Here is a 22,963-nt window from a genome sequence, read left to right as displayed (position 1 = left end):
TACAAAAAAGGGGATCACCCTTTATTTGCTTTTTGATTTTTGTATTAAGTCTTTTAGTTGAGCTGAAACATTTTTACCTTTAGCTACTTCACGAGTATCTTCAACTGCACTGATTTTTCCTAAATAAGGGAATGCTTCACTTGTTCCAGTATTTGTAAAGTTTTTTAAAGTATAATCTTGGTTTGCAAAGTCAAAGAAGAATACTGTAAAGTTTCCTTCAAAGCTATAAAAATTAACTTCTTCGTCTGCTTCATTCTTATATGTTTCTTTTTTTGCATTTTCCCATAATTCTTTAATTAATTTACTATCTTCAGTTTGGTAAACTTCTTTTCCATCAGTTAAACTGCTGTTATAAAAGTAAACATAAACATCTAATTTAGTTGTAGAAAAAGCTTTTTTAAGATTTTCATTTGTTGTTTCTTTAAAATTTTCACTTGCATCAAGTGCTTTTACTTCATCTAATGTAACATACATCTCAGATTCAAATGGTTTTGTTTCTTTATCATTATTATTGATAATTGTTTGAACAATTAACCAAGTCGCTGCCGCTAAAAATGCTGCGAACATTAGCCATAAAACAATTTTAAAGAAGGCTTCGCCTTTTGGACTTTCTTCTTGAGTAACAACATTAGAACGTCGTACTTCTTTTTTATTATTTGAAGATTTTTTATTTTTCTTAGTGTTAGTATTAACTCTAGCCATTTTTCCACTTCCTATTCTTTCATGAATTATTATATCTAAATAAGGCTATAATTACAAGTTTATCTCGTATTTATTATGATAAAGGCTGTTGCGTATTCCTTTGTGTGACTAATAGAAATGAGTACTTTTACATCCTTAGTCCATTTAGATTCAACATATGGGGCGTTAGACTCATCGTTTAAAATAGAAAAGTCTTTATAGTTAGCAGTTAAATCACCTTTTTTAAAGGCTTTAAATAGCGCTTCTTTAGCGGCAAATCTTCCTGCTAAATACGTTTCTTTTCTGTTCTCATTTAGAATAAGATTATACTCTAGGATTTCTTTTTCAGATAAAATACGATTTTTAAATTTTTCTAATCCTATTTCTCTTATTTTTTGAATTTCAACTAAATCAATGCCAATGCCTTTAACGTCCATTTTCATCATTCCTAACTTGATTTGCTAACTCTTTTATTTTCATATAACGATGATTAAGCCCTGATTTACTAATGGTTTCTTGATATTCTTTAAGATATAAGGTTGTTAGTTCACTTAAACTTGTATCAGGGTATTTTTTTCTTAGATTCATTGCTTTAATGATTTTATCACTTAGCGTGTTTAAATCTATTTTTTTTTCAATTATTTCAATATCTTCTATTTGTTCTGATGCTGCTTGAATGACCTTTTTTTCATTAGCTAATTCCATGTTAATCACTCTATTGATTGAATTATTAAAATCTCTTTTAATCCTAATATCATCATATAAAAAAACTGTTTCAACAGCGCCAATATATCTTAGAAAGTCTGCGATACATTCAGCTTCTTTTAAATAGGCAATATAGCCGTTTCTTCTTTGAGTAATTTTAGCATTTAGATTAAATTCATTCATTAGTCTTTGAATAAAGACCATTTTAGTCGGATTATCACTATATATTTCTAAGTGATATTCCCCTGTTTTAGGATGGTTGACTGATCCTGATGATAGGAAGCATCCTCTAAGATAGGCTGTTTTTGTTTCAACAGTCTGAGTTAATAGTTCTAAATTCTCTTGTTCATAAAACAAGTCATGTTCTGATAAGATTTGATCAACATTTTCTTTTATACCAATATGAATACTGTTTTTCTTCTTAAAATTATGTTCTTGACTTGTCATTAAGGTTGCATCTGTTTTATAAAGTGTTTTTACTAAAGTTAAAAATCTTCTTGCAACTGTCGGGTTAGTTGTTTTAAACCATAACATTTTTTCATGATTTTTAATTTCCAACTCCACATTCAAATGCATAAAAGCAGCTAATTCTGAAAGCTGCTCATCTTGCATTTTATTAATAGTTGCTAGTTCTTCTTTAACCATTTTAGCAAAAGACATTTTATTCCCACTCTTCTAAATACTTTAATATATTTTGAACTGCAATCGCACCATCTGCTGTAGCAGTCACGACTTGTCTAATTTGTTTTTTATTGACATCACCTGCTGAAAAAACACCAAGTACATTTGTTTGCATTTTTTCATTAGCTAAAACATAACCATATTCATCTAATATTCCTAATGATTTAAACATTTTTGTTACAGGAATTAATCCAATATACTCAAATACACCATCAACTTTAATTAATTCTTGTTCTTTGTTTTCATTTTCAATTAAAATACCTTCTAATTGTCCTAAACTACCAACAAATTCTATCACTTTAGAATTATATTTATATGTAACATTTTTAGCTTTTGCTAGAATATCAATTGCTTTTTTATCAGCAGTTAATGTAGCTAAATTTTGAATAACAGTGACATGGTTAGCAAGAGTTGATAAATAGTAAGCTTCTTCAACTGCACTATTTCCCCCACCTATTACTGCGATATTTTTTTCTTTATATAATGGACCATCACAAATAGCACACCAACTAATACCCATATTAGCAAAACTTTCTTCATTAGTAACACCTAGCATACGAGGAACTGTTCCAGTCGCAATCAGTATTGTTTTTGTTTCATATCGATTATCACTTGTGACAACTGTTTTAGTTTTACCATTGTCTATGACTTCAATCACTTCTTCAAAAATAGTTTCTACGCCAATTTCTTGGGTATGATTAAACATTTTTAAAGCTAAATCTGCCCCACTCATTTTTGTATAACCTGTATAGTTTTCAATTTCAGCAGTATTAACAATTTGACCACCTGGTGCCATCTTTTCAAATACTGCTACTTTTAAGTTTGCTCTTTTAGCATAGATGCCAGCTGTCATTCCAGCAGGTCCTGCACCTATAATTAAACAATCATACATCATAATCCCTCTTTCTATATTAAATATTTCAGTTGTTCTAATCCCTCAATGACATAGTCTGGGTTATTTTGTAATGCTTCTTTTAAATGTGTACTATATTCTACTAGACAAGAAATCATTCCAGCTCGTTTTGCGGCAAGCACATCATTACTATGATCTCCTACATATATTGTTGTATCAATTGGAGCATTTAAAGCTTTAATTGCTTTTAAAAGTGGTTCTGGATGTGGTTTATGGTTCTCAACATCATCAGAACAAACCAATACCTCAAAATATTGTAATAAATCATTTTGTTTTAGTCCTTCTTCAACCATTACTCTTGCTTTAGAACTAACAATGCCTAATCTAATACCTCTAACCTTTAGAAAATCTAGAGTTTCTTTAGCATTTGGATAAGCTTTAACCCCTTTGTCATGAAGGGTTTTATTATATTTTCTATATTCTGTAATGAGCTTTTCAATTTCTTTTTCATCACTGGAATATCTACTAAATGTTTGATGAAGGGTAGGTCCTACAAAACTTTTTTTATCTTCTGCTGTTAGTTTAACATTAGGTAACCATTTTTTAAATACATATTCAAAAGATGCGATAATAATTTTTTCTGTATCAATAAGTGTTCCATCTAAATCAAATAAGATAGCTTTTCTTCCATATTCAGAATAGTAAGGTAGACCTTTAACAAAATATCTTTTTAGTATGAATATTGCAATACCTGCCAAAATTAGACCTATAGAAGTTAGAATGCTCGTAGATAAATACCATTGTGAAATATCTGTGATTCCAGCTCCACCAATTCCTAATGGCTCTCCAGAACCTGATTGAATACGTAGGACTTCTATAAAAATTCTTCCAATACCGTACCATCCTAAATAGAATGCTAAGATGTCTCCTAATTTAAATATTTTTTTCTTTCTTAAAATAAGTATTAGAACAAGACCAAATAGATTCCAAATGCTTTCATATAAAAATGTAGGTTGTCTAAAACTGCCATGAATATACATTTGCTCACTAATAAATTTAGGTAAATAATTAAGATGGCTTACTTTAGGTCCATATAATTCTTGGTTCATAAAGTTTCCCCAACGTCCCATAACTTGACCAATTAAAAATCCAGGGGCAACCACATCTAGAACAAACCAATAAGATACTTTTTTCCATTTAGTATAAAAAATTAAGAATACGAATGTAACAATAATCGCACCATGAATACCTAATCCACCATCTGTAAAGGCAAAGAAGTTAGTACCTGGATTAAATAAGACAAACCATAATCTAGCTCCTATAATTGCTAAAGGCACACAGTATAATAATCCATCATATAAAATATTAGGATTGATTCCAGCTTTTTTAAATTCTCTTAAAGCTGCGATTGCTGCTAAGACAATTCCTGATAAGATAAAGACGGCATACCATGTAATTTCAACATTACCAATTGCAGGTAAACTAAATTTTACAACATAACTTCTATAGGGTGCTGTTTGCCCAACAGTTGCTAGTAGTACTAATAATAGAAAATAGAGAATAAACCCTCCAATGACAAATAACGACTGATGATTTTCATAAACTTTAAGAAAGCTTTCTTTTTTATTCTTCATCATCTTCCTCCTTTTGCATAGCTGCTTTGGCAACTGCTTCTGTTAATTCTAATGCTGCATTATGTCCTAAATATTTTAATTTTTGATTCATTGCGGCACTTTCAACTAATGTAGCTGTATTTCTACCTGGTAGAATTGGAATAATAATTTTAGGAATTTCAGTATTAAAGAACTTAGTTGTTTCAGTCTCAATACCTAATCTATCATATACTTTATCTTTTTTCCAATGTTCAAGTTCTACAACCAGTCTAATCTTTTTGTTTTCTCTATAAGATCCTGCACCAAACATAGAAACAATATCAACAATCCCAATACCTCTAATTTCAATATATCTTTCTAATATTTTAGGAGCGTTACCAATAATAACCCCAGGTGAAGTTTCAAAGATATCAACTCTGTCATCACTAATTAAAATGTGTCCTCTTTTAATCAACTCTAAGGCTGTTTCACTCTTACCAATGCCTGATTTACCAATGATTAAAGTTCCTAGTCCATGAATATCAACTAAAACACCATGGACACTCATACGTGGTGCTAATCCACTATGTAAATAACTGTATAGTCTACTATTTAAAGGCGTAGTTCTTAAACTACTTTTTAAAATGGGGACTTCATACAAATTAGCTGCGTCAATAAAATCTTGAGTGATCTCAACATTTGTGGAAAAAACAATTGCTGGTGGTTGTTCTGAGACAATTCTATCAACTCTTTCTTTTTGGATATGTGGTGAAAATAGTTTTAAGAAAGAAGCTTCTTTACTCCCTATTAATAAGATTCTTTCTTGATCATAGAAATCATAAAAACCTGCTAATTCTACTCCAGGTCGATTAAGCATTTCAGCTTTTACTCTTCTTTTAAGTCCTGTGCTTCCAGCAATTACTTCTAATTCTAAATCAGAGGCAAGTTTTTTAATTGAAATTGAATTTTCCATTAGAATTCCTTCTTTCTAAAAACGATTTAAGATTCTGTATTTTCTAATATAGCGACTGATAATTAATCTAACAATAGAAAAGCATATAGTAAATATAAAGACACCTTCTATTGTATAAAAATCAAAGTTTGGAACTACTAAATCTACTAAGTAGAAACATGCAACTTGTATAACATATAATATCATACCAAAACTCATTAAAACAATTCTTAAGAAAAACTTTAAAAAGATAATCTTAAAAACAAATTCTATTAGAGTAAATAGGCTTACACCTAATAAATAAGAAGTTAAATTGAAATAAATCGTTGGTGAAATTTGATTTAAGATACCACTTACAACGGCAAAGACTAATAAATTAATAATCCATGTCACAATCAAGTGTACAGTCATCTTAGGGTGTAATAGTAAACCAAAATTCAAAATAGTGCCTGTATTATTTGCATTCTTATCCTTTAGTGTATTAAGTAATTCTTCTATTTCTTCTTGTGTTAATTCTTTTTTCTCGTCATCATCATTTTTCATAAAAGACTCCCCTCCTCTTATAAAACTGTTTTTAAATATTGTCCTGTATAACTTTCCTTTACTTGACTGACTTCTTCCGGTGTTCCTGTGGCAATAATATTTCCACCATAAACTCCGCCACCTTTACCTAAATCAATAATATAGTCAGCATTTTTTATCACATCTAGATTGTGTTCAATAACTACCATTGAAGCACCTTCATCAACAATCTTATGTAATACCTTAACTAGGCGATTAACATCATCAACATGTAAACCAGTTGTTGGCTCGTCTAGTATATAAATTGCCCCTGGTGTGATTTTCTTATAAAGCTCACTTGCTAGTTTAACTCTTTGTGCTTCACCGCCTGAAAGAGTGGTTGCTGCTTGTCCAAGTCTCACATAGCCTAATCCTACATCTTTCATGGTTTGTAGTTTATGTTTTATTTTACTATGATTCTCAAAAAAGATAACTGCTTCATCAATTGTCATATCTAAAACATCTGAAATATCTTTTCCTCTATATTTAATTTGTAAGGTTTCATGATTATATCTTTTTCCTTCACACACCTCACAAGGTACATAAACATCAGGTAGGAAGTGCATAGAGATTTTAGTAACACCATCTCCACCACAAGCCTCACATCTACCGCCTCTTACGTTAAATGAGAATCTTCCTTTTTGATATCCTCTCATTTTAGCTTCGTTTGTTTGTGAATATAAATCTCTAATGTCATCAAAAACACCTGTGTAGGTTGCTGGATTACTTCTTGGGGTTCTACCAATAGGTGATTGTGATATTTCAACAATTTTATCAATTAAACCATAATCTTCTATTGATTGATGTTTACCTGGTTTTTCTTTATTTTTATAATACTTTTGAGCAAGACCTTTTAATAATATCTCATTGACTAAGGTTGATTTACCTGATCCTGAAACTCCAGTAACTGCAGTTAGAATACCTAAGGGAATAGAAACATCTAAATTTTTAAGATTATTTTCAGAAGCCCCTTTAATTAAAATACTCTTTCCTGTTCCTTTTCTTCTTTCTTTTGGAACAGGCACTTGAATTTTTCCAGATAAGTATTTTCCAGTTAAACTATTTTCATTTGCCATAACTTCCTGAGGCGTTCCATAGGCAACTACTTGACCACCTAATTCCCCAGCTCCAGGACCGATATCTATTAAGTAATCTGATGCTAGCATTGTGTCATGATCATGTTCTACAACTACTAAGGTATTTCCAAGATCTCTCATTTTTTTCAACGTTTGAATTAATTTATCATTATCTTTTTGATGTAGACCTATAGAAGGCTCATCTAAGACATAAAGCACGCCTGATAACTTAGAACCTATTTGTGTTGCTAGTCTAATACGTTGTGCTTCACCACCTGATAAACTACCTCCACCTCTTGATAAAGTAAGATAACCTAAACCAACATCTTTTAAAAATGTTAATCTATGAATAATTTCTTGTATCGCCAGCTTAGATATTTGGGCTTGTGAAGGCGTTAATTCTAAATTAGAAATAAATTCAAGCATTTCATCAATCGCTAAATTAGTTGTTTCATAAATATTTTTTTTATCTATTTTAACAGATAATGCCCCTTCGTTAAGTCTTGCTCCATGGCAAGATGGACAAACAGATTCTGTCATGAAGTTTTCAATCCATGTTCTAATCCACTCAGAATTTGTTTCTATATATCTTCTATTTAAATTAGGAATAATCCCTTCATAATTGGTATGCTTTTCATGTACTCTTCCTGATGAAGAAATGTTTTTAAAGTGAAGTTTGTCATCTGTTCCATATAAAATGATGTCTAGTTTTTTAGGATCCAAATCTTTAATAGGAACATTCATATCAATATCATAATGCTTACAAACTGTTTCTAGTTCCTGAGAGGCTAAATTATCATCATCATTATTTTTATAAGGAATAATCCCTCCGTCTAATAATGACTTTTCTGGGTTAACCACTAAATCTTTTGTCACTTCTAATTTAATCCCCAATCCATTACAATATGGACAAGCTCCTACTGGTGTATTAAATGAGAATAATCTTGGTTCTAAAGTTGGAATTGTAAAATCAGTTCCTGGACAACTATATGTTTGACTAAAACTTATAAATTCCTTGTTGTTAATATAAACAACTGCTCTACCTGAAGCTTTGGATGCTGCTAACTCTAATGCATCATATAATCTACTTCTAATAGAATCTTTTATTACTAGTCTATCAATAACAATTGAAATATCATGGTTTTTATTTTTATCTAATTCACCTAAGTCTTCAATTAAATAAATTTCATTATCTACCATCACACGATTAAAACCATCTTTAATCAATTGATCTAATAATTTCTTATGTGTCCCTTTTTTTCTTTCTATGATTGGGGCTAAAACAACAACTTTAGAATTTTCATCAATTTCTAAAACTCTTTGTGTCATTTCCTCAATTGTTTGTTTAGATAGTGGAATATCAGTTCCTGGACAATAAGGTGTTCCCACTCTAGCATAAATCAATCTTAAATAATCATATATTTCAGTAATTGTTCCAACAGTTGATCTTGGATTATTAGATGTTGTTCTTTGATCAATACTAATAGAAGGACTTAATCCTTCTATACTGTCTACATCTGGTTTTTCAAAATTACCTAAAAATTGTCTAGCATATGCATTTAAAGATTCCATATATCTTCTTTGACCTTCTTGATATAAAGTATCAAAGGCTAGTGATGACTTACCTGATCCAGATAACCCAGTCATTACTACTAATTTATTTTTAGGAATATCTATATCAATATTTTTTAGATTATTTTCTCGTGCACCACGAACTTTAATCCATTCATTACTATCGTGTGTATTATTCATTTACTAAATCCTCGAATTCTTTTTCACTTAAGACTATGACTCCTAGACTTTGGGCTTTTTCTAATTTAGACCCCGCTTCTTTTCCTGCGAGTACATAACTTGTTTTTTTAGAAACTGATGAACTTACTTTTCCACCCAGACTTTCAATAATTGAAGCGGCCTCTGTTCTACCATATTTTTCTAGTGTTCCGGTTAATACAAATGTTTTATCTTTAAACTTATCACTAATAAAGGCTTTTTCTTCTGCCTTAAAATTAAGCCCGTGCATAACTAATTTATCTATCTCTTCTAAATTCTTAGGATCTTTAAAGTAATTGATAACACTTAAGGCAATTTGTTCACCTATTTCAGGAATATTTATTAATTGTTCGTAACTTGCATTTCTAAAGTCATCTAAATTCTTTAATTCAGAAACAAGCAATTTAGCTACCTTAGCACCAACATGTTTAATCCCTAATCCAAAAATAAGTCTATCAAAACTTTGTTGTTTACTATTTTCTATAGCCGTTAAAATCTTGTCAACTTTCTTTTTACCAAATCCTGGAATATCTTCTAATTCTAATCTATACTTTTCTAAATCATAAATATCTGATATTTTACTTACATAACTTAAATCATGAAATGTTTCTAAAACTTTTTCTCCTAGTGTATCTATATCCATAGCAACCCTTGAAGCAAAGTGAATTAATTGATTTAAGTTTTTTCCTGGACAGTCTGGGTTTAAACAAAAATGATCTGCTTCATTTTCATTTCTAACTAAAGTAGAATTACAAACAGGGCACTTATCAATCATTTTAAAAGCCTCTTGATGCGTTCTTTTACTCTTTATCACTTCAATCACTTCAGGAATGATTTCTCCTGCTTTATGGATTAAAACATAATCGTTTTTTCTAATGTCTTTATCTTTGATATAATCTTCATTATGAAGAGTTGCCCTAGAAACTAAACTACCTGAAACAATAACTGGCTCCAACTCAGCAACCGGTGTAATCACCCCTGTTCTACCTACTTGAAAAATAATGTCTTTCACAGTTGTTTCTATTTTTTCTGCTTCAAACTTATATGCAGTTGCCCATTTTGGTGATTTTGCAGTATAACCAATATCTTCATAAAGGTTAAGCTCATTGACCTTTATCACAACACCATCAGTATCATAAGCTAAATTCTTTCTTAAAACATCGTATGTATCTATTTGCTTAATAAGTTCTTCTAAGGTTTCTACTTTAGCATAGTTGGGATTAACTTTAAATCCTAGCTTTTCCAAATATTTCAAAGCTTCGTATTGAGTTGAAACATATTTTTCAGATTCAACAATTGTATAAACAAACATTGCTAATCCTCTTTTGGCTACTACTTTAGAATCTAATTGTCTAATCGTTCCAGCAGCGGCATTTCTTGGATTAGCAAATACTGTTTCATTATTAGCTATTTTTTCCTGATTAATTTTTTCAAAATTAGCATGTGGTAAATAAATTTCCCCTCTAACCTCGATATCTATTTCCTCTGTTAACTTTAAAGGTACTGATTTAATTGTTTTGACATTATGTGTAATATCCTCACCTACAATACCATTACCTCTTGTAGAAGCTAAGACTAACTCACCTTTTTCATATTTTAAATTACAGGCAAGTCCATCAATTTTAAGTTCAGTAGTTAAAGTAAATGATTGTGTTTCTTTTCTAATTCTTTCATAAAAATTGGAAACTTCATCAGTATTAAAAACATTACTTAATGACATCATAGGGACTTTATGCTCTACTTTTTTAAATTCATCTAAAACAAAACCTCCTATTTTTTCACTAGGAGAATTTTTTTGTTTGAATTCAGGATATCTTTCTTCTAAACTAAGAAGCTCTTTCATATAAGCATCATATTGTTGATCACTTATTGTTGGATTATCCAAAGTATGATACTGATAATTTGCTTGATTAATTTTTTCTGTTAATTCATTTATTTTTTGTTTAATATCCATAATATCACCTTGTAAATATTATAACATACCACGCTAATTATACGGGGTTAAAAACTATTATTCTTTTGTTTTCATTTCTTTTAAAAATCTATTGGGATGTTTTTCTAAAAGATATACTTTTTCTTTCGCTCTTGTAAGTGCTACAAATAAAATTCTTCTTTCTTCTTCAAGTTCTTTTTGGGTATTTGTTCTAACCATTTCACTTGTTCCAAGTATCAAAACAGCGTCAAACTCTAATCCCTTTGCTTGATGGATTGTTAAAAGTTGATAGTTAAAGACATAGTTTTCTTCTAAATAACTTTCCAAATTACGATGACTATGATAACTTCTTACTAAAATAGTTAAAAAGTTTTCTCTTTTTATGATTGTCTTGATTGTTTTAAATCTATCCTTTGTATAAACAATTTCAACTAATCCATCCTTTGTTTTAATAGGATAAAGAGCCTTATTAAAACGTTTTTTATTTTTACTAATCAGTTTATTAGCAGTTAACAAGACTTTTTTGTTACACCGATAGTTTTCATCTAAAAGATATATTTTCGCTTTATAGTCCTTGATATACTTATCTATGATTTTAATATCACTTCCTCTAAAAGCATAAATACTTTGATCAGGATCCCCTACTGAAAATACATTAGTCATAGAATGAACTAATTTCTTTAAAACTTGATACTGTAAAGGATTAGTATCCTGAAACTCATCTATGAAAATATAATCATATTTAGGTATATTTTTTAATTTTAAAAAGTTAATTAAAATATCATCATAATCAATCCCTGCTTGATTTTTTAAATAAGCCTCGTACTCTTTATAATGCTTAGGCATCTTTTTACGAAATAAGCTATTTTTATAATTAGAAATCAAAAGTAATTCTTCTGAGTTAAAAACTTTAGGCTCTAAAACATTTTTAAAGTCTAAATAAGATAAACAAAAACTATGAAACGTTTGTGATTTAATATTCTCTTTTCCTATTCTTTTTTTCAGTTCCTTCGCACTTTTTTGAGTAAAACTGATAGAAAGAATTTTTTCTTCTACTGTTATCTTGTTTTCTAATAAATATTTAATTCTTTCTACAATCACTCGTGTTTTACCAGTACCTGCTCCTGCTAATAAAAAAATAAAACGATCACTTGAAGTGACCGCCTCTTCTTGTTTTTTGTTTAACACACACTATCACCAATTATATATTAGTCTCTTTCATTTTCTTTTACTCTTATTAATTGGTTAAAAATAATTAGAAAAATAAGCAAACTAATCGCAACTATCACCAAATGAAAATTTATTTTAAAGTAAATAGTTTCTTTTATATATTTTAAGTCTATTCCAAAATAAACTAATGCCAACATTACACCAATAACAGCTAAGTTAAAAGTTGTTTTTATAAGAGAGTTTTTATGTCTTTGATAAGATATAAAGGTTAAATATAAAAATGAAAATAAACTAATAAATAAATATTCATCTTTAATAATTAATGTACTTATACTTACCAATAGTAATGCAGTATAACTAATATAATAAAATAAGTTTTCTTGTTTAATACTTACTTCCCTTTTATCTAACTCAATATATTTTTTATGAATGAGATAGGTAAAAAAGATAACTATTAGAATAGTTACATCAAAATAATAATGAATTCTATAATCAGTCAATGTTAAAAAAATAACAGGTCCAATAATATTTATCGCAAAGAACCCTAATAAAATTTTTAAATCTACCTTAAAAAATTCTTCTTCTATAATTAAAAAGGCAACCGAAACAACACTAAGCAATCCTACAACGATACCCGTTGTTAATAAGCTTAGGTCTTTTGCAAAGCTATTATAAATAATCAAATATCCCACTATAATCATCGACAAATAAACTATTAGCAGCGCAAGATAAGATTTTTTCATCTTTTCTTTCATATTATCTTTTCCCTATTCCAAAAGTATCGCCTTGTCTATTCTTCATCTATGCCTTCATTTTACCTTTTTTAGAAACTTTATACAACTAAAGCTGCTCTAAAATCATACATTTTATGATATGATATTAAAAAGGAGTTTAACAAACATGAAAAAAATGATGACTTTAGGACCCAAAGGGACCTACTCTGAGATTGCCTCAAATACATTTATTAAAAACTTAAACTTAGATGTCTCATTAGAATTTAAACATAGCATTGATGCCTGTTTTTCTACAGTCTTTGACTATTTAGTTGTCCCTATTGAAAATAGCAGTGACGGTTTTATTCAACGAACATTAGATCTTTTAGCTCTTTCTAATGCATATATCACCCATGATTTAACTCTTCCTATTAGTTTTAAACTGATTAGCAATATCCCATTAGATGAAGTTACTTCTATCTATGTTCAGTTTAAAGCCCAAAATCAATGTTTAGATATCCTTAATACATTAGGTAAAAAATTAATCATTACTGAAAGTAATACGGAATCTTTAGATAAGCATCTACTTGATTTTAATTCAGCCGCAATTATTCCATCACATCTTTTGGCATCATCAAATTATGTTGTTAATGCTGTTGAAGATTATAAAAACAATGAAACAAGATTCATTTTAATTGAAAATAATTTAAATTTAGAAACTACTTCTTTATTATATAAAGTATCCATGTGCATTATTCCGTTTGATGATAAGCCTGGCTTATTATCAGATATTCTATTCTTATTCTCAAAAGAAAAAATAAATCTCTCTTCTATTATGTCTAGACCTACTAAAGAAAAGATAGGAAGTTATACTTTCTTTCTAGACTTCTTATTAGAAAAAGATAAGTTAGAATCTCTTTTTTGTGAATTAGAAAAATTAAAAGAAAGATTTCATTATAAACTTTTAGGTATTTACTAATTTTAGTAAATATTTTTTTATTTACATACTATACAATGTATGATATGCTATATTATATAAAAGGAGGTTGCTATGGATATTCAATTAAAAAAAGGATTATTAGATACTTATGTTTTACACGTTTTATTAGATGGCCCTACTTATGGTTATGAGCTTTATGCAAGAGTTATCCAAGACTTCACTATTTCTGAAAGTACGCTTTATCCTATTTTTAGAAGGTTAGAAAAAGAAAATTATGTTTCTACTTACCAAGAAGAACATAATGGAAGACTGAGAAAATACTATCAAATTACAGAATTAGGAAAAGTTCAATTAAAAAACGCGATTTCAGAATTACAAGATTTAAACAAAGTTATTAATAAAATCATTATAGGAGGTCTTAAAAATGAATAAACAAGATTTTTTAAATCAATTAAAACAGGCACTATACGAAAATAAAATAAGTGATCCTAATGAAGTATTAGATTATTACACTGACTTAATCGAAGGTCAAATAGAAAAAGGTATCACTGAACAAGAAGCTATACAATCTCTTTCTAAAATAAGTGATATCATTTTAGAGTTAAAGGATTCAGAAAACGGTTCTAATAACAATTTCACTTTTTCAAATTATATTCAAGCAAGACCTGTGGCAAATACTATTCTAGGTGATAAAATAACCTCTAGTTCCTCTCTTAAAAAGGTTAAATCTTATCATATCAATATAGATAAAGAATACTGTTTAAATACTAAATTGTGGGAAAGAAATATTGAAATCATACCTTCTGATAGTAATACTATAGACATTGAATATAAAAAAAGTTTTTCAAACCCGATAGAAGTTTTCATCCATGAAAATCAAATTTCAGTTATCGAACGCATTCATAGAATTTGGGTGCTTGGTTTCATTCAAATGATTGTCTTTGCTGGATTATATATAGGTTTCTATTTTATATTTAAAAATCAAGTCAGCCAAAACGGTTGGTGGCATGCCTTAATTTTATTTTTAACACTTGTTGTTCATGGCATTATTTTTTCTAATCATTATTATAAAAACAGTAAAAATAAAAAAATACTAGTGAAGCTACCCAAAGCTAAATCATTAAATCAACTTTATATGATACAACGCAGTGGGAAAGCTGAATTATCATCTATTTATGCAACAACCTTTAATATTAATGCTTACAGTGCTACTTGTAAAATCAATGATAGCTTTGCCCATTACATCTATTTAAAAAATTCCAGCGGTCATATTCGTTTTGGCAACCCTAATCAAGAATTAAAATTTAAATCTGAATTACTTAATACAATTACTTCTAGTGGTTCAACTAAAATTTATGGGCTAAATGCACAAACAATTTCAGCTAAAGTTTCTTCTGGTTCACTTTTATTAGACAATATAAAGTCCTATGATATGTCTTTAAAATGTTCTAGTGGTAGTTTAAAAGGTAATGGCCTTATGATTGAAAATAATATATCTGTTAATCTAAGTAGCGGTGTTACTTATTATAATGATATCAGCTTTAAATCTGCTTTACTTAATGCGAAAAGTGGTTATCTAACATTAGACAATATTAAAGGTTCTTCAAATGATTATATACTAAAGACAAAATATACTTCCGGCTCTATTAAAATTAATCGTGAAAAAGTAGCTAATATACACACAAGCAATACTACTAGTAAAGATGAAATTAATGCCAAAGTTTCTTCTGGTTCTATTAAATTAAATTTTTTGAATAAATAGCACAATAAAGCCATATCCTAAAAAGAATATGGCTTATTTTTATTTTTCTATTTTTTTAATAGAAGGATGTGTTTGTAATAATTTTTTAATACCATGTGGCATAGAAAATGCGATTGTTGCGATATCATCATCTATTCTAATCACAACCCCTTCACCAAACACTATATGAGACACCTTTTCTCCAGGATTAAATCTATTGTTTGTAACCTGGCTTGTTTTTAAAGGTGTATTTACTTCATTATAATAAGGTCTTTGGTTTTCTTCTGCTAACTGCATTTCTTTTATAAATCTTGATGCCGTTGACATGCCTATTTGACCATACATCATTCTTTGTTGAGCATAGGTTAAATATAATCTTTCCTTGGCCCTTGTTACACCAACATAAGCAATTCTTCTTTCTTCTTCTAATCCATCTGCTTCAAATAAAGATCGTTGACTAGGGAAGATACCTTCTTCTTGAGCAACCATAAAAACAACTTTAAATTCTAATCCTTTTACTTGATGGAAAGTGGATAACTTAACCACATCATCAGAGGCATCTTTTTTATCAAGATCAGTATATAATGAGATTTGATCTAATAATTGAATCAATTTTTCAATATTATTTCCTTCATAAATTGAGTCTGCTTGTGAAAAAACTGATTTCAATTCGTTGATATTATCTATTCTATCTTGACTAATATCATCTTTTTCAGCTTTTAACATATCAATATAACCTGATGCATTACCTACATAATTAACAATATCTTTTAACTCACCTACATTTTCAATTTCATGTCTCATTTCTAATATAAGTGCTTTAAATACCTTTAATCTTTCTTGGGTTGGCTTATTAACAGCTACAGTATCAATAGCATTAAAAATAGATAAACCTACTGCTTGGGCATATTCTTCTATCTTAGCAACAGTCATTTGTCCTAATTGTCTTTTAGGTTCATTAATAATTCTTTTTAAATAAAAATCTTGATGTGGATCTACAATCACTCTAATATATGCTAGAATATCTTTTATTTCTTTTCTTTCATAAAAAGAAATACCACCATAGACAACATATGGAATACCCATTTGAATAAATGAATCTTCAAATAAGCGGCTTAATGAATTATTTCTATAAAGAATAGCAATATCTTCATACTTATAGTTTTCACTACGAATGAGTCTTTGAATTTCTCTTGAGACAATTGTTGCTTCTTGGTAATCACTATCTGCTTTAGAGAATATAACTCTTTCACCTGTTCCAAGATTACTTTCTAATTCTTTATTAAATGGTCTATTACTATTATTTTTAATCAGCATATTTGCTTTTTCTAATATATTGTTAGTTGAACGGTAGTTTTGATCTAAAATATATCTTTCACTACCAAAATCAGTTAAAAATTTCTTAGTGTTATTATAGTCTGCCCCTCTAAATGAATAAATACTTTGATCAGGATCCCCTACTAAAAATAGATTTCTATGTTTATCAGCAAGTATGCTTAAAATAGAATATTGCATCTTATCTGTATCTTGAAACTCATCTACTAAAATATAATCAAATTTATTTTGTAAATACTCTCTTACATGATCATGATACATTAGTAATTCATATGTATAAATCAATAAATCATCAAAGTCTAAAACATTACCACTACGTAGACTTTCTTGATATTTTTTAAAGATTCTTTTTTCATTCTCATCTTCAAAAACATCAGATTTTTCTGTCTTATATGTAGATATTTTATTTCTCATACTTCTTACAGGATAGACTTTGCTATCTAAGTTAAGTGCTTTAGTGACATCTTTAATGATTTTTTTAGAGTCATCATCATCTAAAATACTAAATCTTGTATTATAACCGTAAGGTAATTCTTCTATAAATTGTCTTAAGACTTGTAGCCCAAAAGCATGAAACGTATATAGCCAAGTCCCTTGTGCATAAGGTCCTACCATATCAACAATTCTTTCTTTCATTTCACGAGCTGCTTTATTGGTAAAAGTAACTGCTAGTATTTTATGACTGGGAACCCCTATATACTTAATTAAATAAGCAATTCTAGCAGTCAAAGTTTTTGTTTTTCCTGTTCCAGCACCAGCAACAACATAAAGTGCTCCACCTGTAAAGGTGACTGCTTGTTTTTGTTTATCATTCAGTTCAAGAAGCCATGGTTCTTCATGCATATGTAAGCCCTACTTTCTTTTAGATAGATTTTTAATCAATTATTTTAGTTATTACAGAATGAAAATGATAATCTCTTTTAAAAGAAATTATCACCTTTCATTATTTATATGAACTTTTAAGTGGAACTACTTCATTAAAATTAAGTTTTTTACCTTCTTTTTGATCCACACTAAAGTATCCTTTTCTTAAAAATTGGAATTTTTCTAAGTCTAAAACATCTTTTAAGCTTGACTCTACAAAGCCATTTACTATGTGCCATGAATCACTGTTGAATCTGTCTTCTAATTTCTTTGTTTCATCATTATCTAACATCTCATCAAAGAAATTGAATGTGGCTTCTAGTGCTGTTGTTTGTTCTACAAAGTGAATCGTTCCATTAGGTTTTCTTGCATCAAATCCACTACCACTTTTTGTTTCTTTATCATATGTTGCAAGCACTTCTATAATGTTACCTTCTTGGTCCTTAACAACATCATAAGCTTTAATAAAGTATGCATGAAATAATCTAACTTCATCATTTAATGATAATCTTTTAAATTTCTTATTAGGTTTTTCTTCTAAGAAGTCTTCTTTTTCAATATAGATTGTTCTACCAAATGCAATTTCTCTTTCGCCTAATTCTGGTTTTTCACTATGATAAGGAACTGTTAAATATTCTATTTGTCCTTCAGGATAATTAGTAATCGTTACTTTTAAAGGATCAATAATAGCCATTGCACGTTTAGCGTTATTTTGTAAATCATCTCTAATAGCAGCTTCTAACATATCTTTACTAACTGTTGAGTTTACTTTTGATAATCCTGTTGATAAAATAAAGTTTCTTAAAGCATTTGGTGTATACCCTCTTCTTCTTACACCAGATAATGTAGGCATTCTAGGATCATCCCATCCTGTCACTAATCTTTGGTCAACTAAGAATTTTAAGTATCGTTTACTCATCACTGTATTTTCAATCCCTAATCTACCAAATTCTATTTGTCTTGGTATCTTTGGCATTTCAGTCTCTTTTACTACCCAATCGTATAAAGGTCTATGATCTTCAAACTCTAACGAACATAATGAATGTGTAATACCTTCTATAGCATCTTCTATTGGATGAGCATAATCATACATAGGATAAACACACCATTTGTCTTTTGTATTATGGTGATGTGCATATGAAATACGATAAATTGCAGGATCCCTTAAGTTCATGTTAGGGCTTTTCATATCAATTTTAGCTCTAAGAACTTTTTCTCCTTCTTTATATTTACCATTTGCCATATTCATAAATAATTCTAAGTTTTCTTCAACACTTCTATTTCTATAAGGTGATTCTTTTCCTGGTTCTAGTAAGTTCCCACGATATTCTGCCATTTGTTCAGCTGTTAAGTCATCAACAAATGCTAATCCTTTTTTAATTAAAAGAATTGCTCTATCAAACATTTCTTGAAAATATGAAGAAGCAAAATATATATTATTAGGTTCATAACCTAACCATCTTACATCTTCTAAAATTGATTTAACATAAACATCATCTTCTTTACTTGGGTTTGTGTCATCATAGCGAAGATTTGTTTTTCCGTTAAATACCTTAGCTAACTCAAAATTGGTAATGATTGCACGAGCATGACCTATATGTAAAAAACCATTTGGTTCTGGTGGGAATCTTGTGATAATACCATCATGTTTTTTACTATTAATATCGTCTTCCATAATTGTCTTAATAAAATTTGATTGATTTTCCATTTCTAGCACCTACTTTTAAATTAAATCATTCATTGCTTCTTCAGATTCTAATTTAAGCTTTTCTAAGGCTTCCTTAGCATTTAAACTATAATCTGGAAACATTGGTTTACCTACATTCAAGGTAATTTGTTTTTTTATTTTATTTCCAAATAAGGCTTTTTTATCTTGGAAATTAATTCTAATAGGAATAATTGGCACTGATGAATCTACAGCAACCTTAAATGCTCCTCTTTTAAATTCTCTTAACTTTTCATCTTTTTTAACGAGTTCTCCTTCAGGAAAGAAATGTACATATTTGCCTTGTCTAGCCTTTTTAGAGATTTCATTAAAGAAAATTCTATTTTCTAAAATACTTTGTGGGGTGGGTACTGTTCCAAATAGTCTTACGATAGGTCCTATGATTGGTCTTGTTAAATTGTACTTCATCCCAGTAAATAAAACTTTTCTAGGGAAAGCTACTAATCCTGACATTACAGAATCTAATGTATGTACGTGATTAGAGATGAGGACCGCACCACCTTTTACTTTCTTAAGGTTACGCTTATTTTTAATTTTTGTTTTTAAACAAAATTTATTATAAAGCATCAAAATTGGAAAGACTGTGTAATAAAATATAAGTATACAAAGTTTAAATACTTTGCCTTTAGTAACTGTTTTTTTAATTCTTTTACCTAATTTAGTTTTAGCTAGTTTATTACTTTTATGATCAAAAATAGCACTTTCTAACATAGATTCAAATTTAGTAACAGATTCTGTCAAGGTATATTTTTTACTAGATAACGCATATAACACTTCCATGTTTTTACGCTCTTCTTCGTTTTCTAACCAGTATTCTATTTTATCTTTTAAATCTTTTGGATTACGCTGCTTAAACAGACTTCTTTCATCTAGTGCAAATTGTGGGGTTGCGGATTTTTTTGAATCAGCAATCACTGGAACTTTACCACAAGCGATTGCCTCTATACATGAGATAGCTTCTATTTCAACATCAGCCGCATGAATATATAAATCTTGGTTTTGGATTGTCTTAATTAAATCTTCTTTCGAATAAAATCCAAATGTTACATCAATATTTAGTTTCTTAGCTAATTTTTCTAATTTATTTTTAGTCGGTCCAGAACCTGCTAAAGTTAGATGAATTCTATCTTTATACTTGCTAAGACTAATCGCTTTTAAGATAATGTCCTGTCTTTTTTCAGGTGCGAATCTCCCAATCATTAAAAGTTCATATTTATCACTTACAATACTTTTCTCTTTATAAATAAAACTATCATCAATACCATTTGAAATAACATGAAACTGATTAGGATATTTATTCTTCTTTAGCTCCTGTGCAATAAAATTAGAAGGGCAGTGAACATGTTGTGTTTTTTTAAAAAACCTTTTAAATTTTTTATAAATTATTTTAGAGAAAAAACTGCTAAACTTCTTCAATCCAGCACCATACACTATATTTTCTGGCTGAACGTGGAATGCACTTGTTGTAGGTATTCCCATTTTTTTAGCTATTTTAATCGCTACTCTGGATGCTTTAAAAGGCATTAAGGCATGAACAACATCAGCACCTTCTAATGCCTGTTTAATTATCTTTTTATCTGCTTTCGCAAATGATATATTTTGTTTAGCCGCAACTCTACTTACGATAGGAATATAATTAGTTTTTAGTGTATATATATCTTGCCCTATCATATCGTTTGTTACTATTCGAACTTCATGACCTTGCTCTCTTAATTTTAGGGCAAAGCGATGTGCTGTCATTGTAGTTCCGTTGGTTAGGCTTTTGTAGTTATCTATTATAAAAACTATGACCATTCTTAATCACCCATTTCCATTTAACCGTCTATTTATCATACCATATTTTAAGATTTTTGTGTAGTGAGTCTTATATTTTTAACCCTATGTTTTTAATCTTTATTTTTTTGGCTTTTTATATTGTTTATACAATTAACTTATTTAACAAAAAAGGGCTAAAGGCCCTTAATTTTGGTTGATAATTGCAAATATTTCATCTAAGTTAATTTCTGGATTCTTTTGTAATTCTTCTGTTAATAATCCATATAATTTTTCTTGTTCTACTTGTTCTAAGCTATTAACATATTGGCTAACAGTTTCTGCTGTTAATTCTGATGGAATATCTTTAAATTCATCTTTGGTATTTTTGATTGTTTCTAATGTTGAAGCAATTTCTTTTTTAACTTCTTCTATAACTTTTGTTACTTCTGGATTTTGAGGTTCTATCTTAAATCTTAATTTTTCATCTAAACTTTCTATTTGTTTTACTTTAATTCCTGCTTGAACAAATTTTTCTGTAAAGTCTTTTAAAATGATTGTTTCATTTAAGAAAGTAACATCTTCACTTTCTGAAAGTAATGTTTCTATTGTTGTCATCAGTTTAGTTCTTGTTTCATTGCCTACTTCAAAGTTTACTTCTCCAATTTTAATATCATTAATCTTAAAGTGTAAATCTTTTCCATTTTCTCCGATAGAAGGTAAGGTGTTGATTGCTAATTCAGCAATAAATTCGCTATTTGCTACATCTTTATTTTTAATAGATATTCTAATACTAATAATTGTATTGTTTTCTCTTAGTAATGAAACAATTGGTTTAGTTTCAATAATGAAAGTTTTACCACCAATTTCAATTTCTTTAGAAAAAATTACTTTATCAGAAAGATAGTAATTCATGATTTGGTTTAATTGAACTTCATTAATATCCAGGTTTAATGTAGTATCTGTCGTATCAAGAGCTGAGAATAACACACTGTTAAGCTGTGTAGTAATAATTGATTTTAATTGTTGTTCTGTGGTAATTTTAGTATATTTACTATCATCAATATTCAGCGTTTGTTCTAATTTTTTCAGTTTAACATCAAAGTTTAGTTTGCTATCTAATAAAGAAAATTTAAATAAGTCTAATGCTTGAATCAAGTTAACTAAGTTTTTTGCCATAGGATTTGCATCTGTATCAAGAGCTGAATCTAATAATTTAGTATATTCTTCTTTTTGAATTGTAAGTGTACGTGCATCAGCATCAAATGTTCCGATTGGAAGTGCTTTTTTGATAGTTTCTCCAAGATCTTCTTTACCAAATTCAAGCATGCCCCACTTAGTTAGATTATACATCCAAACAACTGGTAAATGACCTGCTTTCACACTATCTACCTTTATGATAAAGGCTTGTTCTGTTTCTTCTAATGTTAATTTAATTCTAATGCTTGTTTTATATGTAATAAAGCCATATTTGACATCAGCACTTGTAATAATTGACATGCCGTCTTCGCTAAAGTTAACCCATAATCCTTTAACTCCTACAAAGATACCATTGTCATTTTTAATCGCATACTTTCTATCTTCTTTAGAAGCATCTTTATTCATATAGTCTTTATTAAATGAGTTGTCTTTTTCTGCTTGTTTAACAATCAAATCTTTTACTGTCTGGTTGATTGATTTTTGATTGAGACTAAATGTAAGATCGTCATTATTTTCTGAGATTAAGAATGTATTTAATGACTCAGAGAGTGTTTCTGTAAAATTGAGTGTTTCAGGATCTTGGTAATCATTGATATTTGGTTCTTCATTTTTATACATAATTCCTAAGAAAATAATAGGGATTAAAGCAATAATAAAGGCAATAATAATGATCCATTTGATTAATTTCCAAGTAAATTTAATTAAAAACATTTTCTAC

The 22,963-nt window shown here is 29.0% G+C and carries 18 protein-coding genes; 3 read left to right on the top strand and 15 right to left on the bottom strand.

Annotation, left to right across the window (positions count from 1 at the left end; genetic code table 11):
• Nucleotides 1–21: 21 nt before the first annotated feature.
• Genes BN854_RS00710 through BN854_RS00660 form a run of 11 tightly spaced genes read right to left on the bottom strand, consistent with a single transcriptional unit; the run spans nucleotide 22 to nucleotide 12,729 of the window.
• Nucleotides 22–702 carry a hypothetical protein gene (locus BN854_RS00710; protein WP_026654645.1) on the bottom strand — a complete coding sequence of 227 codons (681 nt, stop codon included), beginning with the start codon at nucleotides 700–702 and terminating at the stop codon, nucleotides 22–24.
• A 59-nt stretch (nucleotides 703–761) separates the two neighbouring features.
• Nucleotides 762–1,118 (bottom strand): holo-ACP synthase, encoded by a 357-nt coding sequence (gene acpS / locus BN854_RS00705; RefSeq protein WP_026654636.1) that lies wholly within the window; start codon nucleotides 1,116–1,118, stop codon nucleotides 762–764.
• Nucleotides 1,108–2,046: a DNA-binding protein WhiA gene (gene whiA, locus BN854_RS00700; RefSeq protein ID WP_026654628.1), complete on the bottom strand. Its 939-nt coding sequence runs from the start codon at nucleotides 2,044–2,046 to the stop codon at nucleotides 1,108–1,110. The genes acpS and whiA overlap by 11 nt, the downstream gene beginning before the upstream one ends.
• Before the next feature lies 1 nt (nucleotide 2,047).
• On the bottom strand, nucleotides 2,048–2,959 hold the full coding sequence (locus BN854_RS00695) for an NAD(P)/FAD-dependent oxidoreductase (RefSeq protein WP_026654621.1): 912 nt from the start codon (nucleotides 2,957–2,959) through the stop codon (nucleotides 2,048–2,050).
• A 14-nt stretch (nucleotides 2,960–2,973) separates the two neighbouring features.
• Nucleotides 2,974–4,554, bottom strand: a complete 1,581-nt coding sequence (lgt, locus tag BN854_RS07830) for a prolipoprotein diacylglyceryl transferase (protein ID WP_026654613.1) — start codon at nucleotides 4,552–4,554, stop codon at nucleotides 2,974–2,976.
• Nucleotides 4,544–5,485, bottom strand: a complete 942-nt coding sequence (gene hprK, locus BN854_RS00685) for an HPr(Ser) kinase/phosphatase (protein WP_026654605.1) — start codon at nucleotides 5,483–5,485, stop codon at nucleotides 4,544–4,546. Before hprK ends, lgt begins: the two co-directional genes overlap by 11 nt.
• Nucleotides 5,486–5,500: 15 nt before the next feature.
• Nucleotides 5,501–6,007, bottom strand: coding sequence for a phage holin family protein (locus BN854_RS00680; protein ID WP_026654595.1), 507 nt, complete (start codon nucleotides 6,005–6,007; stop codon nucleotides 5,501–5,503).
• A 17-nt stretch (nucleotides 6,008–6,024) separates the two neighbouring features.
• The gene (gene uvrA / locus BN854_RS00675; protein ID WP_026654587.1) at nucleotides 6,025–8,853 is read right to left on the bottom strand and encodes an excinuclease ABC subunit UvrA; all 2,829 of its coding nucleotides are present in this window, start codon (nucleotides 8,851–8,853) and stop codon (nucleotides 6,025–6,027) included.
• Nucleotides 8,846–10,825: an NAD-dependent DNA ligase LigA gene (gene ligA / locus BN854_RS00670; protein WP_026654579.1), complete on the bottom strand. Its 1,980-nt coding sequence runs from the start codon at nucleotides 10,823–10,825 to the stop codon at nucleotides 8,846–8,848. The genes uvrA and ligA overlap by 8 nt, the downstream gene beginning before the upstream one ends.
• A 57-nt stretch (nucleotides 10,826–10,882) precedes the next feature.
• On the bottom strand, nucleotides 10,883–11,992 hold the full coding sequence (locus BN854_RS00665) for an ATP-dependent helicase (RefSeq protein WP_026654572.1): 1,110 nt from the start codon (nucleotides 11,990–11,992) through the stop codon (nucleotides 10,883–10,885).
• A 20-nt stretch (nucleotides 11,993–12,012) separates the two neighbouring features.
• Complete coding sequence (locus BN854_RS00660) at nucleotides 12,013–12,729, bottom strand: hypothetical protein (protein WP_026654564.1); 717 nt, start codon at nucleotides 12,727–12,729, stop codon at nucleotides 12,013–12,015.
• Nucleotides 12,730–12,874: 145 nt separating this feature from the next.
• On the opposite strand from BN854_RS00660, the gene BN854_RS00655 reads away from it, so the two are divergent.
• From BN854_RS00655 to BN854_RS00645, 3 genes are all read left to right on the top strand, one after another.
• Entirely contained in the window at nucleotides 12,875–13,666 is a 792-nt protein-coding gene (locus tag BN854_RS00655) for a prephenate dehydratase (protein WP_026654561.1), read from the top strand.
• A gap of 72 nt (nucleotides 13,667–13,738) precedes the next feature.
• Nucleotides 13,739–14,059 (top strand): PadR family transcriptional regulator, encoded by a 321-nt coding sequence (locus tag BN854_RS00650; RefSeq protein ID WP_026654560.1) that lies wholly within the window; start codon nucleotides 13,739–13,741, stop codon nucleotides 14,057–14,059.
• The gene (locus tag BN854_RS00645; protein WP_026654559.1) at nucleotides 14,052–15,389 is read left to right on the top strand and encodes a DUF4097 family beta strand repeat-containing protein; all 1,338 of its coding nucleotides are present in this window, start codon (nucleotides 14,052–14,054) and stop codon (nucleotides 15,387–15,389) included. Before BN854_RS00650 ends, BN854_RS00645 begins: the two co-directional genes overlap by 8 nt.
• A 39-nt stretch (nucleotides 15,390–15,428) precedes the next feature.
• On the opposite strand, the gene BN854_RS00640 is transcribed toward BN854_RS00645, so the two are convergent.
• The 4 genes from BN854_RS00640 to BN854_RS00625 all read right to left on the bottom strand — a co-directional run bounded on the left by BN854_RS00640 (nucleotide 15,429) and on the right by BN854_RS00625 (nucleotide 22,956).
• A complete protein-coding gene (locus BN854_RS00640) occupies nucleotides 15,429–17,546 on the bottom strand; it encodes an ATP-dependent helicase (protein ID WP_026654552.1) in 2,118 nt (705 codons plus the stop codon).
• Between the two features lie 100 nt (nucleotides 17,547–17,646).
• Entirely contained in the window at nucleotides 17,647–19,275 is a 1,629-nt protein-coding gene (locus tag BN854_RS00635) for a glutamine--tRNA ligase/YqeY domain fusion protein (protein WP_026654545.1), read from the bottom strand.
• Nucleotides 19,276–19,290: 15 nt separating this feature from the next.
• Entirely contained in the window at nucleotides 19,291–21,087 is a 1,797-nt protein-coding gene (locus BN854_RS07365; RefSeq protein WP_026654539.1) for a glycosyltransferase, read from the bottom strand.
• 165 nt (nucleotides 21,088–21,252) lie between these two features.
• Nucleotides 21,253–22,956, bottom strand: coding sequence for a hypothetical protein (locus tag BN854_RS00625; RefSeq protein WP_026654531.1), 1,704 nt, complete (start codon nucleotides 22,954–22,956; stop codon nucleotides 21,253–21,255).
• Nucleotides 22,957–22,963 lie beyond the last annotated feature (7 nt).

The sequence above is a fragment of the Alteracholeplasma palmae J233 genome, from assembly GCF_000968055.1.
Classification (GTDB): Bacteria; Bacillota_I; Bacilli_A; order Acholeplasmatales; family Acholeplasmataceae; genus Alteracholeplasma; species Alteracholeplasma palmae.
The sequence above is the reverse complement of the archived record's forward strand: the minus strand, read 5'-3'. Positions and strand labels throughout refer to the sequence as shown.